The 15,144-nt window shown below is 60.5% G+C and carries 6 protein-coding genes; 4 read left to right on the forward strand and 2 right to left on the reverse strand.

The window, feature by feature from the left end; translation table 11 throughout:
• Positions 1-218: 218 nt before the first annotated feature.
• Positions 219-3,479: an outer membrane beta-barrel protein gene (locus AC5E6W_RS17810; protein WP_491753677.1), complete on the forward strand. Its 3,261-nt coding sequence runs from the start codon at positions 219-221 to the stop codon at positions 3,477-3,479.
• Positions 3,480-3,565: 86 nt separating this feature from the next.
• Entirely contained in the window at positions 3,566-4,588 is a 1,023-nt protein-coding gene (locus AC5E6W_RS17815; protein ID WP_491753678.1) for a PI-PLC domain-containing protein, read from the forward strand.
• 13 nt (positions 4,589-4,601) lie between these two features.
• On the opposite strand, the gene AC5E6W_RS17820 is transcribed toward AC5E6W_RS17815, so the two are convergent.
• Positions 4,602-6,920: a glucosidase family protein gene (locus AC5E6W_RS17820; RefSeq protein WP_491753679.1), complete on the reverse strand. Its 2,319-nt coding sequence runs from the start codon at positions 6,918-6,920 to the stop codon at positions 4,602-4,604.
• 30 nt (positions 6,921-6,950) lie between these two features.
• Entirely contained in the window at positions 6,951-10,427 is a 3,477-nt protein-coding gene (locus AC5E6W_RS17825; RefSeq protein WP_491753680.1) for a TonB-dependent receptor, read from the reverse strand.
• Between the two features lie 440 nt (positions 10,428-10,867).
• Between AC5E6W_RS17825 and AC5E6W_RS17830 the strand changes: the two genes are divergently transcribed.
• Together AC5E6W_RS17830 and AC5E6W_RS17835 are read left to right on the forward strand one after the other, a co-directional pair.
• On the forward strand, positions 10,868-13,051 hold the full coding sequence (locus AC5E6W_RS17830) for a hypothetical protein (RefSeq protein ID WP_491753681.1): 2,184 nt from the start codon (positions 10,868-10,870) through the stop codon (positions 13,049-13,051).
• 759 nt (positions 13,052-13,810) lie between these two features.
• Positions 13,811-14,899, forward strand: a complete 1,089-nt coding sequence (locus AC5E6W_RS17835; RefSeq protein ID WP_491753682.1) for an IS630 family transposase — start codon at positions 13,811-13,813, stop codon at positions 14,897-14,899.
• Positions 14,900-15,144 lie beyond the last annotated feature (245 nt).

A 15,144-nucleotide genomic window follows, 5' to 3' on the forward strand; every position in this document is an offset into this window, starting at 1 on the left:
TCGATTCACGTGAAATTCAAAATGCCACTCGGCAAGAGGACCTCCACCACAAGTGATTGAAACCAATGGGCCGTGTAATAGGAGAGGAGAGTTCCTCCCCTGTCCAGATGTGCCTTCCTCACCTCTGCGCCACTTGTTCGGCTCGCCCCGCTTGCCCATGTTGAGGGAACCAGTGATGCGGCTGCTCCTGAGCCAGCAAGAAATGAGAGACATTCAAGATGCGCATGAACCACTTCGCCGAGGCTCCCTCTCCACACTTCCGCCGAGGGCACTTCGCGCTCCCGACACTCGCCCTCGTGCTCGTCCTGGCGCTCTCGGGCCATGCCCGCGCACAGGTTGATCTTGGCAGCGTGACCGGGAGAGTGACCGACTCCACCAGCGCTGTGGTGGGCTCAGCCGCGATTACCGCGACCAATATCGCGACCCATGGCGTTCGATCCACCATCAGTAACCACGATGGTCTCTACACGCTTCCCTCGCTGGCGCCCGGCTCCTACGATGTCCAGGCGGTTGAGCCCGGGTTCGGCGCGGTGACCGCACGGATTGTGATCGCAGCCGGGCAGGACAGCACTCAGGACTTCACGCTGAAGGTTGGCAGCGCCGCAATCCAGGTCGACGTCGCAGCGCAGGCGGCCGGCCTGGAGCTTGAGCACCAGAGCCATGAGCTGAAGCTCGATCTCGACTCGAAGGAACTCGTCGAGCTGCCCACCAACGGGCGCAACCCATTAGCACTGGCCCTGCTCGCGCCGGGAACAGAGTCGGCTTCGGACGCCTCCGAGAACACCTCCTCCGGGCAGTCCTTCGGCACCACCGCCAACCAGCTCAACATCGGCGGCGCTCTCGACTCGCAGACCGGCTACCTCCAGGACGGCGTCCAGAACGTGACCCTGTTCACGCAGTCCGCCAACATGCTCGCCTCGGTCGACGCCATCCAGCAGATGACGGTCATCGTCAACGGGGCCGACGCTCGCTACGCCCAGCCCAGCATCGTCAACATCATTACCCGCGGCGGCACGAATCGCTTTCATGGGTCCGCCTTTGACTTCCTGCAGAACGACGACCTGAACGCGCAGAACTACAGCCTCACCGGAATCGGCCAGACCAAGACCCCCGTCCGGTACAACCTCTTCGGTGGAACCCTCGGAGGGCCCATCCTGCACAACCGGCTCTTCTTCTTCGGAAGCTATCAGGGCCTGCGCGACGCCAACACTGCCTTCGTCACCACCCGCGTTCCCACTGACGCTGAGCGCAGCGGCGACTTCAGCGCCGACACCGTCACTCTCTACGACCCGCTCACCTACAACACCAAGGGGACCAACACCAGCTTCATCACCGAGACCGGGAAGAACGCCATCCCAACAGCCCGCATCGATCCTTTTGCGACCAAGCTCCTGGGTTACATCCCGCACGCGAATCTCCCACTCAACACGGCCCTCAACGTCAACTACCAGGCGCCTGTCCGCTCCACCATCAACTCCGACCAGTACCTCGGTCGCATCGACTGGACCCTCTCGCCAAAAGACCAGCTCTATCTCGCCGGTGGTTACAGCCAGAACCCCACAGTCACGCCATCGTTCATTAGCACGCTCTACGGTAACGCCTACACCATCAGCGCGACGAACGCCTTCGTCGAAGAGACACACGTGCTCTCGCCGCGCATGGTCAACACAGGTCGCATCGGCTACAACCGTTCCATCCTTCTCTCCACGGTTCTCGGCGTGGGCTCACAGCCCTACTACCAGGAGTTCGGTCTCAAGAACCTTTCTCCGCTGCCGCAACAGTGGACTCCGCCCACCCTCGCCGTATCTTCCTTCTTCGCGGTTGGGTCGACGACTACGGTTGGCAATCGCTATGCGCCGCAGGGCGCGACCCAGAATCGCTTCCAGTACGCCGATGAGGTCAACTACCAGATCGGCCGCCATCGCCTCTTCTTCGGCGGTGAGTTCATCCGCACGCAGTTCGATGGCAACTGGACCATCCAGAACGACGGCTACTACACCTTCAACGCCACGATGACCGGTCAGTATGTCTCCGGTACTCGCAAAGCCGTTGGCAGCGGCTTCGCAGACCTGCTCCTCGGCTTCCCTTCTGCGGCTGCCGGCGCAACGGGCGTCTCCGTCGGAGCCTTCCGCGAGTGGCAGGTCGATGGCTACCTGCAGGACGACTGGCAGCTCAACCCAAAGCTCACCCTCAACCTCGGCCTGCGCTATGACTTCGACAACCCGCCCAACGACCGCAACGGCCAGTCCAGCGTCTACGATCTGCCCAGCAACCAGACGATCCCCGGGACCTGGCGGACTAACTATCGCGATGTCTCACCGCGCATCGGTTTCGCCTACTCACCCAGCGAAAACACCGCGATCCACGGCGGCTACGGCATTTACTACGCCGGCTCGCCATATAACTTCCTCCAGTTCCTGCTCGCTCATCCGCCTAACTTCATTACGCAGAGCCTGAGCTTCACGCAGAAGGCTCCTACCTCGATCGAGAACGTATTTTCCGCGAACCCGTCCGCTGCTGGCATTACTCCACAGACACTTGCGCTGCATATGCCTGACGTCTATGCCGAGCAATTCAATCTGCTTGTCGAACACAGCTTCGGCAGTAACTATACGATGGAGCTGGGCTACGCTGGTGAGACAGGCAAACACGCATCGGTCCGTGTCAACGCCAACCAACCCAGCACCGCCTCGACCGGCAGCGCTGTGCTGAACATCCGGCCGTATAGCTACGCGGGCGATGTCTTCGGTCAGTACAACATCGGCGCCTCGAACAGCAACGCGCTCGTCGCCAACGCGATGGCGCACATCCGCGGAGGTTCGCGGCTTACCGCCAGCTACACCTGGTCGAAGAGCATGAACATCTCCGACGGCGATCGCAACACCATTGAGAACTACAACCAGCCGCGGGACTACTACGCCCTTGCCGCGTGGGATCGCACGCATCACCTCAACCTTGCCTCGATCTTGCAGCTTCCCTTCGGCCGCGGACAGCGCTTCCTCAACCATGCGCCGCGCTTCGTCGATCTCGTGGCTGGCGGCTGGCAGGTCACCGGGATCTACCGCTATGCGACCGGGCTCCCCGTCTCGGTCACCGCGACCAACACTGCGGATACCAGCAGCATCGGCACCTTCATGGCGCAGAAAGTCTGCGACCCGAACCAGGGCTTTACGCGTAGTGTCGCGGAATGGTTCAACGCCGCCTGCTTCGTGCAGCCGGGTAATGGGCAGTACGGCATAGGCGGACGCAACAGCGTGCGCCAGCCCAACCTCAATCAGCTCGACCTCGGCCTCGGCAAGTCGCTTCACTTTAGCGATCGCCAAAGCCTGCAGCTGCGCCTCGAGAGCTTCAACGTCCTCAACCATCCGCAGCTTGCCCTTCCAGGCTCGACCAGCATCACGAGCACAAGCCTTGGAGCCCTCACCGGAACGGCCAAGCCGATGCGCGTCGGCCAGATCGCCCTGCGCTACTCCTTCTAAAGCCGCTTCATCCGCTGGTCTGGCGTCATCCCTTCGCCAGACCAGCTCTTCTTCTTTCGTCTTGAATACCCAAGGAAATTCTCACGATGCTCCAAACCTTCGCCGTGTCTCTTCGGCGCGCCGCCGGCCGTGCAGCCTTGCTGACGCTCCTTCTCTGTCCCGCTCTCACGCAAGGCCAGTCGAGCTTCATGCCAGGAAGCCGCACTACCCTCGACGCACATAACTGCTATCCCTACGAGGGACGATGGTCGGATCGCATCGATCTCGCACTCGCGCAAGGACTGCCCATCGCGATTGAGCAGGACCTCACCTGGTATGCCGCCCCAAAGACTGGCAAATCGAAGTCGGTTCTTGCGCACACCAGCGTCTTCCATGGCAACGAGCCCACGCTCGACCGCTACTTCTTCGAGCGAATCCGCCCCATCATCGAAGCGGAGCTCGCGCACCCCAACCGCGCGCGCTGGCCGATCATCACGCTCAACCTCGATATCAAGACAGAGGAACCGGAGCATCTTCGCGCCATCTATCGAACGCTCGAGAGGTACAGCGCCTGGCTGACCACCGCCACGAATGTCGCCGATGTACGCTTGGTTCAACCACTGCATCCAGGACCTCTCCTGGTGCTCGCCGGCCCATCGGATGCGCTTGAGCAGGTCTTCCATAGGGAGGTTCCCCTCGGTGCGCCACTGCTCGTCTTCGGGGCTGTGCATCCAGCATCGGTTGATCCAACAGTTGCTCCCGAGGACCTTGAGCGCGAGCCCGCAACCAACTACCGACGCTGGTGGAATAACTCCTGGGCGACGGTTGAGGCCGGCGGCCCGAGTAAGGCGGGTGAGTGGACTCCCGCAAAGAATGAGCGTGTGCGTCGAATGGTCGAGCACGCACACAGCCAGGGACTCTGGATCCGCTTCTACACCCTTGACGGAGCCACGCAGCAACAGCAGCAGGACAATGGCTGGTTCAAGACATACAGCTTCGCATCGCTCGCGGCTGCGAAGCTGCGTTGGAGCGCCGCCATCGCAGCGCATGTCGATTACCTCGCAACCGACCAGTATGAAGATGTGCGACAGGAACTCCATTCACTCGAGGGCAAAGCAGAAGCGAAGTAACTCGTGTGCATCGCTACGCAGCCGTGAACGACGCAGTCAGCCTCACCCTGTCGCCTGCATTCACGTCGATAGAACACTCGGCACAAACGCGACCATAGTATGTCGATGAAGATATCGCTGTTGTCAGTCCTGTCGACACAGCGGCATGCACCAGCTTGCTCTTCTCCGGCAGCAACGCCCCGAGCGAGACGTGCATCGTGTGCGCGGTGTGGTTGCGGACCTCGACGGTGACCTCGCTGTCTGTGCGCTTATACGAGCAATCGCACATAATGCTGCCGATACGACATCCGCTCCACGCAAATTCGCTCCATGGAATCCAAGGCCTGAATCTGAGGGTCTTCCTGGGAGCATCCGCGGAGAGCCCGAGGAGGTGCCGTGTGAAGAAACAGACGTAAACACCCGCCGCCCATCCGCACTTGGAGTTGGTACGCAAAGGATGCTCGGGGTGCATCGTCTCTTCGTGCGGATAGGGCCACCACCAGAAGGAGCCATCCGCGTCCGTGAGCGTGCGGATGCGCTCCAGGTGCCGCAGCATCTCGGCCTCATCTTGCGATCCGGCCAGCGCGGTTATCCAGCCAGGGAAGGTCGCAGACGACCATTTGCCATGCGCGTACCACCAGATGCCGTCGACGTTCGCGATCGCGTACGGGTTGGATGGCATGAGAGCCTCATGGGCAGCGTTCAGATAGAGCGGATCATCTTCCGCGCAGAAGTCGTAGAACGCCGCGAGTGTGACATCCGATTCCTCGCCATCGTGTCCGCCGATTCTCGTGTGGTCCTGCATTGCAGCTTCGACAAAGCGAGGCTTGCCATCTTCGATGACGATGCAGTTTGCAAGGATTGCCTCGCGCAATCGCTGCGCATACGCCTGCCACTCCGCAGCTAACTCTGCCAGCCCATATACCTCTCGTGCGAGTCTTGCGATGCTGACGAAGGCGCGCCACAAGAAGATATTCGATCCCGTATGGAAGTCTCCGCGCGCATAGCCATCCGAGACATAGACGGAGGGAAAGAGGAATACATCTTCACGCCGACTTGCGAGCACCTGATTGAGTATCGAGAGTGAGCGCTCGAGGGTCGCAGGATGATCGAGGAAGAACTGGCGATCCTCGTTGTATTGGTAGTACATCCCCGCAAGCACGATCCCTGCAACGCTGTTCCCGAGCGAGTTCGTCACGCCTCGTGCTCCGGGAAAGCGGTCCGCATGTTCGCCGAGCATATGACTCGGAACGCCATGGTCCAGGAAGAACTCGATCGCGCCGCGAGCGAGCTGCGGACAGAGGAAGCTCTGCGGAAGGCAGCTATAGAAGCAATCGCGCATCCACACGTTCGCGGCCACGGGAAGATCGCTCCCGTTAAAGCTCCCGCCGAAGCGGTCGTCCCCTTCGAGCAGAAGGGACTGCCGCGTCAGCTCGGCAGCTCGAACATAGAGCTCGCCATAGAACGGCGCATCAGAAAGGCTAAGCTGCCCGTAGCGCGCCAGGTGAAACTCCGTTGTCTCGTCGAACCACGCGTTGGCGGAGCGCGTGGCGATCGAAGCACGCGTGATTTGCAGTTCCTCATCGGTTGCATCGAACAGCAGCGCCAGGACCGTGCCTTCATCGGCACGAATGGCGATAGGCTGGGATTCCTCAGGCGTGAACCATCCACGCCCGGAATCCACCATGAGAAGCACGCGGCCATTGGCCGTTGTGCGATCGGCACTGGGCCGCGCGAGAAGAGGGACAGAAACAGCAAAGGTCGATGGGTTCGGTTCCAAAGAGCTGGCCGTCAGCCGCACAAAGATTGCGCGCGGTGCCGCAGAGGCTATCTGCGGCGCGAACACAAGCATCCTCAGCCGGGTCGCATTGACGATCCACTCGAAGCGAGGAAAGAGGTCATCCTGCAAATGAATTTCCGGCTGCCCCAGATCTTCAAGCGGAATGGCTTTGGAGTCGCCCGCGGCTACAAGCAGCGGGATCGGCCCGCAGCGCTCGATAAGCTTTTCGACATAGGCCCCGACGGGCGTTGCCTTAGTCTCGATCGGTGCAACGCCTAGCTCGATGGCAAAGCGTTCCAGCAGCCCAAGCTGGTTGATGGAGCACGCAATGCGGTTGTTGGATACATCGAAGCACAACCGGTCCTGCGCACTCGGCACTTCAGGCACACGGTAGAAGCTTCGTGCGTTGAGCAGCTTGGCATAGCCGCTCACGCCGAAGAACAACGAGTCCCGCGACGTGGCCGCGACGGAGCTCTGCTGAAGGAAGGGCAGCATGGCAGCGCGTACTCCGCCATGCCCCAGGGTGATTGCGGTCATGATCTGCTGCACAAATAGACGACGGGTGAGGGACACTCGCGACTCTCCGGAAGAGGGACTTGGGCCTTAGTAGGAGAGCCGAAGGGCGACCTGCAGCTGGCGGGCGGGATACACGCTCGATGAAGTGTAAGAGCCGAAGCTACTGGAGCTGATGTCGGAGTTGGGTGCCTGATAGTTGACGCTGTTGAAGAGGTTGAACGCCTCCGCGCGGAACTCGAGGTTGCTAGAGTCCGACCACAGCGGAAACTTCTTATGAATGCCCAGATTCACACTCTCGTAGGCGGGGCCGCGGAGAGCATTGCGGCTCACGTTACCGAAGGGCTGCGTGTAAGCCGGAGCCGAAAGGTTCGCCTTACTCAGCACGCCGGCGAGTGAGCTCCCGTTCTTCACCCACGTCGAGGGCGAGGTATAGACCGAAGCATAGGAGCCTGTGATGTTAGGACGATAGCTATACGCAACCGACGCGTTGGAGACCGTCGCGTTGGAGTTGCCGCTCGTTGCCGGATCGTAAGTGAGGTTGATCGGCAGACCACTGGTGGCCTGGTTGATACCGGCGATACTCCATCCCCCGAGCAAAGTCTGCAGGACATGGTTGGCGTTGTCGCCCCACATGCGTCCGCGGCCAAAGGGAAGGTCGTAGTTCAACGAGGTTGTGTTGTTCAGCGGCTGGTCGTATCCGGAGCGGCCACGGTCGCCGGCGATGTTATACGCGTTCACCACCGCGCCATCGCCGTTGTAGACCTCGTACTGCGCACCCGCATTGTCAAACGCCTGCGACCAGGTGAACGAGTTCAGCAAATAGAGTCCGTGCGAGAAGGACCTGCGCAGCTTGACCTGCAGCGAGTTATAGGTGAGGAAGCCAGCCGAGAACGGCTCGATGATGCTGTTGAAGCCTGCGATGGGCCTGCGGCTGATAAGCGAGGAGCAGGGAGCAGTGGTGCCCAGGGCTGGTGATGTGCAGTTTGTGCTGCCGATGCCAGGATTTGGCGTGGCCTGGTTGAAGTCCTGCAGGACGCGCAGGTGCACGCCATGCGCTCCGACATATGCCACATCCAGCAGCGTGTTGCTCGAGATCTCTCGCTGCATTGTCAGCTGATACGACTGCGTATAACCCGTGGGGCTGTTCGCCGGCTGATAGCGATACTCTCCACCGGTCGCGGTGTAGGCCTGCGTATCGGTGAAGCCTGTGGGGTAACCCTGCTGTGTCGTCAGAAAGCAGGTTGAGGGATTGGAGTTCGCACTGACGCACAGGGGCTGACTGTTAGTCTGGTTGATCACCGAGTCCGCCACAGTGTTATAGGCTAGAGAGCCTTCCGCGCCATTGCGATTGCCCTGAACGTAAGAGAGCGCATAGCCTCCACGAATGGCAGTTCGTGAGTCTGCGGAGAACGCAAAGCCAAAGCGCGGCGCGAAATTCTTTGTATTCATGTGGACCAGCGCGCGGTTGTAGATCGATCCTCCCCTGGCGTAGATCAGTGAGTTCGTGGCGGGATTGAAGTTCGCCAGCTGGTTGCCATCCACCCACTGCGGTGTGGCGAGTTCATAGCGAAGGCCCAGGTTAAGCGTCAGCCGGGTGGAGATCCTCCAGTCGTCTTGGACGTAGAAGAAGTGGAAGCGCTGGTTGTAGTTGAAGAACTGATTGCCGGAGAGCGTGTACGACGACCGTGCGCCTACAAGAAAATCGGCGAGGTCGTAGGCCTGTTCCTTCAATGTTGAAGACGCTCCCGAAGGCGCAGCCGTGCCTTGAGAGAACTCGCCATTGTAGACATCGTCGCCGTAGAGCGGGTAAAGGTCGTCATAGCCGAGATACAGCGCAAGATACTCATATCCAGCCTTGAGCGAGTGTCTACCGTGCTGAAAGATGTAGTTGACCTTCGGGTTTACCGTGTAGGGATTGACCATCGCCGGGTTCGACGATTGCGTGCCCAACGCAGTGAACCCGGTAATCGACTGCACGTTCAGGCTGGGCGTGGAGCTCGTGGGAGCAGGCAGTCCGGGCAGGTTGAACTGCTGCATGAAGCTGGGCTGTCCCGCCGTGGCTGGATTCTTGCCGCTCACGGTCCAGGTAAACGCGACGCGACCCTCGATCAACGACGTCGGCGAAAGGACATACGTGAGGCCCGATGCAACCTGCGTGTTATAGCCATACTGGTAGCCGGCTCCGCCTCCACCTGCCGGACCCGAGATGCCAGGACCGCTGAAGATATTGAAGCGCTGCTTCGAGAATCTTCCAAAGATCTTAATCTTCTGGTTCAGCGCGAAGTCGATGCGAGCATCGCCCTTGTCCTGATCGTCAGTGCTCCGGGCCAGCGTAGTGTAGTTATTGCTGGTGCCGGCGACATTGTTGGCAGGCAGAGCTGCAAGCACGGCCACCGCGAAGGGGCTCTGGGCGCTGGCGGGAACGATACCGTTGCTGTACACCGTACCGGTCAACGGGTTCTTCAGCGGGATGACATAGCCCTCCGTGAAGATGCCCTGGCGCTGATCCGCCGTAGGCAGCGTCGAGGTGGAAAATGTCTTCGCAATGTAGCGAAAGCCCTCGTAGTCGACAAAGAAGAAGAGCTTGTCCTTGAGGATTGGACCACCCAGCGTGGCCCCGAACTGATTCTGGATGAGGGTCGGCTTCACACCCGTGCCGAGGAAGACACCATACGCATTGAGCGCGGTGTTACGCAGATAGTCGTAAGCTACGCCGTGGAAGCTGTTCGATCCGCCCCGCGTGGAGACATTGATGATGGCGCCGCCTGCGCGTCCGAACTCCGCGCTGTAGTTGTCCGTCTGGACCTTGAACTCTTCGATCGCATCGGGCGAGGGATGAATAACTTGGCTCGAAAAACCCTGGTTCTCGGTCGAGTAATAGTTGTTGTCCAGGCCGTCGAGCAGGAAGTTATTCGCGGTGGAGCGGTGGCCATTCACGTTGTAAGAGGCCTCTCGGCTGCCCGGAATGCCGGTGTCCAGTTGGGCGTTGAGGCGCACGCCCGGAACGAGGATTGCCAGATCCGTAGCGACGCGTCCGTTCAGCGGCAGATCCACCGCCTCACGATGGTCGATCACCTCGCCGCGGTCACTGGTATCGGTCTCGAGCAGAGTCGCCGCCCCACTCACGGTCACGGTATCGCTGGCCTGGCCAATCTTCAGAGCCAGGTCGACGCGCTGGCGGGCCGCGACTTGCACCGCGAAGGCATCGCTTTTCGAAGCCGAGAAGCCGGGCTTTTCCGCCGTGATCGTGTACTCGCCCACCTGCACCGACGGAAAGGTAAACTCACCCTTCTCGTCTGTCGTTCGGTGATCGACGGTTCCCTGCTTGAGGTTGGTGAGCGTAACGATCGCGGCGGGCAGGACCGCTCCGCTGCCATCGCGGATCGTGCCGACGACCTCCGCGCCGTCGAACTGTGCTCTGGCATAGCCTGACAGGAAGAGAACAAGGACCATCGCGACAAGCGAACGGTAAACGAGAGACCCCGGCCGGCTTCTCGGCGAGCGCTCGGTGGGGACGTGCATCTCGTAGCAGAGAATCGTCTGGGAATCGGCGAGCGGGAGCATACATTTTCCTTCAAGAGAGATGGACCCGGCAGTGATCGAGCATCTTCCCGTACCGAGGGAATCACGCCGTGCTGGGATGACTCTCACCGCACAGTGCAAACGAGACAAGGTATCGGACAGATAGCCGGAATGAACCTGCGGGGTAAGCCGCACGCGCCGCGAATGCGAGAACCGGAGCTTCGCTCAGAGAAGAAGGATTCGAATGCCATCCTAGGACGCCTTGCTTTCAGCCACATGAGCGCCCATGAAAGCGAAGACCGGGGGTAAGCGCTGGGGTAAGCTGCGCCGTAAGTTGTTCTGGTGCTTTGGATTGTCCGTTCACCAGGAATTCACATGCCGTTGATGGCGTTTTGCGAAACTGAAGAAAATTGGAGAGCGCGGGCGTGATCGAAGCTCCGGAACGGACGAATCCGGCTCTGCAGGAGCAGGCGAATCTATGCTTGGCTCGCATTCTTGCGAGCCGCTTCTTCACTTCCAGTCCCCGGCTGAGCCAGTTCCTTCGCCACGTCGTAGCGCATTCCCTCGAGGGCGACCTCGCCGATCTGAAGGAAGTCAGCATCGGCATGGCTGTCTTCGGCAAGTCCCCCTCCTACGATCCAAAGGAGGAGCCGATCGTGCGAGTGGAGGCGCGGCGTCTTCGCACTCGGCTGGATCAGTACTACGCCGACGCGGGCGCGACTGACCCCATCCGCATCCACCTGCCCAAGGGCGGCTATCAGGCCCGCTTCGAGAGGATCCCCGGCTATCGCCGGCAGGAAGAGACGGGCGAAACCGCTGAGTCTCCGAACACTCTCCCCGCTCTCGCCGCCGAGCCGGCCAGCCGCCTCAGCGAAGCCTTGGTTTCGCCCGCGACCGTCACCTCACATCGCTTCGGTGGCCTGCGCGTCCTGATGCTGGTCGCACTGATCGCCTTCTTCGGCGGTGTCGCCTCGGTTCTCCTCTCGCGCATGGGGAGGATGCAGCCGGTGAGCTTCAAGCGGGTCGTCCCCCTCACCAGCTATCCCGGAAACGAGCTGCAGTCCGCGATCTCCCACGATGGCCGCCAGGTTGCCTTCGTGTGGGGTGGCGAGACCGGCGGCAACTACGACATCTACGTGCGCCTTCTCGATCTCGGCACTCCCGTGCGGCTGACGACCGACCTCGCGCACGACCTCGCGCCGCAGTGGTCGCCGGACGACCGCTTCATCGCCTTCCTCCGCGTCTCCGAGCAGGGCGTCAGCGTCATCGTTCTTCCAGCCCTCGGTGGCGCCGAGCGCACGATCGCCACCCTCAACATGCGATTCGCCTGGCGGTCGGACGCGATGCAGGTGAATGTTGGCTCCGGTCCCGCGTGGTCCGCGGACGGCAACCAAGTCATCGTCACCGACCAGGCCGCGCCGGGCTCCTCCGCCTTTGGCCTCTTCGCGATTCCGCTCGACGGGTCACCTCGCCACCGCATCACCGCGCCGCCCGCACTGGCACACGATTTCGATCCGGTGATGGCGCACCACCACCATCAAATCGCGTTTCTACGTGAGACCAGCAACTCCTCCGGTGACATCTTTATCACCCGCACGGATGGCAGCCAGCTTCGTCAGATCACGTTCGACCGCATGCACATCACCGGCATCACGTGGACCGCTGATGACCGCTCTCTGGTCTTCGCCTCCAACCGCGGAGGAGCGGATGAGCTCTGGCAGGTCTCCGCTGCCGGAGGCGCAGCCGAGCGGATCCCCACCAAGGGCGCGGAGGTGACCTACCCCTCGATCTCGGACGATGGGAACATCCTTGCCTACACCGCGACCACGAGGAACTCGAACATCTGGCGTCTTCCACTCTCGCCCACGGAAACCATGCCCGCAAAGCCTGAACCACTCATCGCCTCCACGGGGATGAACGACAGCCCGCGCTATTCGCCCGATGGACAGCACATCGCCTTCATCTCCGACCGCATGGGATCGTGGGAGCTGTGGGTCAGCGACAACGACGGTAGCAACGCGCGGCAGCTCACAAACTTTGGCGGGCCGGTAGTAGGCACACCCCACTGGTCGCCCGATGGGCGCATGCTGAACTTCGACGCCAGGCCCAATGGACGATCCGTGATCTATACCGTCGCGATGGACGGTGGCACGCCGCAGATAGCCATCGACGATGGCTATGAGGATAAGAAGCCAAACTGGTCACGCGACGGAAAGAGCATCTACTACACCTCCAACCGCGACGGTGCCTCCCAGCTTTGGCGCAGCGGCGTGCATGGCGAACATCCTGCACGGCTGACGCTGGATAAGTGCGACGATAGCGCCGAGTCGCTCGATGGCACGACAATCTATTTTCAAAACGATAGCTACGGCATCTATCGCATGCCCGTCTCCGGAGGCAGGGCTGAGCTGGTTGAGCCCCTGAAGCATGTCTATCCCAGCCGGTACTTCGATGTCACCGACAGGGTGTATGTCGTCGATCAGGAGACGGCGCCAAGGCGGCTTCAGCAGTTCAATCCGGAGACCGGCATCGTGTCCACGCTCGGCGCCATCGACGGCCAACTTGTCTCCGGAACGCCGAGCCTCAGCGTCTCACCTGACCACCGCTACGCTCTCTTCGCGCAGCAGGACAAGACCAGCAGCCAGATCATTACCCTGAGAAAGTAACGCTGTCGCGCAACGATCTCCCCTGTTCGGCCACTCGCAATTGCGCCTGTCCGAATGCGGTTTGGTGCTCAGCGCCCTCATTTTTTATTCGGTCTTGATTGGTATCAGGAAGAGAGCGGGGAGCTGATCGAGGAACTTCTCGATGACCGGTTCGACCAAGTCGAGCGCCTGAGTGCAGCCAGGTAACCGACCTCTGGCAGGACAACAAATACCCAATCCGCGATTCGTCCGCAAGCAAGTGCTGCAATCGTTGTGATGTCAACGCCAGCCATTCCGCGGCTACTGCGCAACGTATAACGCAAATCATGCCAACGAAAGTCGGTACTCTTGTCCTTCGAAAGCACCTCTCCGAACCTGCTTATAAAAGATCCATCAGCCACCCGCATGTTGGCTCAGATCACTGATTCGCTGGTGCCGGGAGGGGGACTTGAACCTTGAAATGTATCGATTACACGTAAGTTACTGATTCGAGAATCGTCAGAACCGATGAAATCGCCAGACTCGATTGCCTTAGGCACAAGCTGGGCACAATACCCTGACTAGGATATTCACGCTTCCGGTGTAACGGTTCTTTGCACGCTCTAGGTCTTGTTTCAATGGGGCTGCTACATAGCGCATAGGGGCCCTCGAGTCATAGCCCCGTGAGAGGGTCCGCTGCAGATTGGCACATCGTTTGTAATCGGCTAGCGTACTGAGTCTGAAGTAATTTGCATAATAAAGACTTGACTTCTCATCGAATACAGTGAGGAGGAGAGTTCTATGCGTATCGGACGGCCATTGTCTCCACTGAAGGTGAGCGCAGAACAGCGTGAACAGTTGCAGTCCTGGTCCCGTCGCGCGAAGACGGCGCAGGCCTTGGCATTGCGGTCGCGGATCGTGCTGTTGGCTGCCGACGGCGTGCCAAACAAAGAAATCGCTCGCAGGCAGGGGTGTTCGCAGCCGACGGCAGGCAAGTGGCGGCAGCGGTTCCTCGACTTCGGTGTCGACGGTCTGCTCGACGAGCCGCGTCCCGGAACCCCGCGCAAGCTGAGCGACCAGCAGGTCGAACGGGTCTTGACTCGCACACTCGAGACTCAGCCCGAGGCCGCCACGCACTGGTCCACGCGCGACATGGCCAAGGCTTGCGGGCTCAGCCAGTCGACGATCAGCCGCGTATGGCGCGCTTTTTCGCTCGCCCCCCACCGCTCCGAGACCTTCAAGCTCAGTCGCGATCCACTCTTCATCGAGAAGGTGCGCGATATCGTGGGCCTGTACCTCGCGCCGCCGGATCGAGCCCTCGTGCTCTGCGTGGACGAAAAGAGCCAGATCCAGGCGCTCGACCGCACCGCACCGCTTTTGCCGATGCGGCCAGGCCAGATCGAGCGCCGTACCCACGATTACGAGCGCCATGGCACCACCAGTCTCTTCGCCGCGCTCGACACCCGGACCGGCAAGGTCATCGGCCAGACCCAGCAGAGGCATCGCTCCGGGGAGTTCCGCAACTTCCTCGACACGATCGAAAAGAACGTCCCACCGGAACTGGACGTACACCTGATCCTCGACAACTACGGAACTCACAAAACCCAGATGATCCGCAACTGGCTGGCCAAGAGACCGCGCTTCCATCTCCACTTCACGCCGACATCAGCCTCATGGCTCAACCTGGTGGAACGATGGTTCGCCGCGCTCACCGAAAAACAACTCCGGCGGGGCGTTCACCGATCCACCAAGGAACTCGAACAAGCCATCGGAACCTTCATCCAGCACCACAACAAAGACCCAAAGCCCTTCGTCTGGCACAAGACTGCAGACCAAATCCTCGAATCAGTCGCCCGCTTTTGTATAAGAACTTCAGACTCAGGACACTAGGGAATCATAGCGTTGATCGACGGCGAGTTGTAGAAACAATTCGGAGGTGCAGGTGCCGCGTTGACCGTGATGGAAACTCCCGCCGCATTCGTTTTGCTGCCGTTGGTTCCGCAGCCGACCAGCAGCAGTACCAACAACAGTTACGTCGTGCAGATACAAACCTTACGTTTGTCAGCATCGGCGGCCTCCAACTCGTATGCAAGCTCCATATTGCTGAATCATATCGGGGTGGTGTGAATCTCCAC

The sequence above is a fragment of the Bryocella sp. genome (genome assembly GCF_058498515.1).